This is a genomic window from Bacillus sp. LR_5 (genome assembly GCF_042709275.1).
The window spans coordinates 1-806 of the sequence record NZ_JAVAXX010000668.1; the positions used below are offsets into that span (position 1 = coordinate 1).

Genomic DNA, 806 nt, shown 5'->3' on the forward strand with positions numbered 1-806 from the left:
TACGATTTCGCCTCCGCCTTTTCTAGTGCGCTCTACAATTGCGTCAATCCGTACCTTCGGAATGAGAGTTTCAAGCGGGATACCGCCAGCATAAGAATAACGCACAAGCGGCACCATATCGTCACCGTGGCCGCCAAGAACGAAACCAGTCACATCTTTCACTGACAGGTTTAATTCCTCTGCCACAAATGTTCTGAATCTTGCCGTATCAAGCACACCGGACTGGCCGATTACGCGCTCTTTAGGGAAGCCTGATTCTTTGTACACCGCGTATGTCATTGCATCAACAGGATTTGTCAGCACCACAATGATAGAGTCAGGAGAATATTTCACGATTTCTCGTGTAACGCTTCTCATAATTTTTTCGTTTGTAGAGACTAGATCATCTCTGCTCATACCAGGTTTTCTTGCGATACCGGCTGTAATGACAACAATGTCAGAACCCGCTGTATCCTCGTAATTGGATGTGCCCGTAATTTTTGCGTCAAAGCCTTGAACCGGGCTTGCCTCAAACATATCAAGCGCTTTTCCCTTTGTCGGGTTCTCCAATTGCGGAATGTCAACAAGAACTACGTCTGCCAGCTCTTTTTGAGCGATTAAAAATGCAGTTGTCGCTCCGGTAAACCCTGCTCCGATAACAGAAACTTTTTTACGAGTATTTCCCATGTCTCTCTTCTCCTTTATGGCTAGTTTTAGGCTGTTTCCTTGCTTAGTCCATGTTTTTAATCAGTTCTTCTCCGAACTCTGAACATTTCACTTCAGTCGCGCCGTCCATTAATCTGGCAAAATCGTAAGTTACGACTTTA

2 protein-coding genes are annotated in these 806 nt (G+C 45.2%); both read right to left on the reverse strand.

What is annotated here, in order from left to right:
- Positions 1–666: malate dehydrogenase (gene mdh, locus RAC86_RS39375; RefSeq protein ID WP_377887036.1), on the reverse strand; the 666-nt coding region annotated here is incomplete at its 3' end.
- Positions 667–709: 43 nt separating this feature from the next.
- Positions 710–806, reverse strand: a 97-nt coding sequence (locus RAC86_RS39380; protein WP_377887035.1) for a hypothetical protein, incomplete at its 5' end; no start/stop codon positions are given.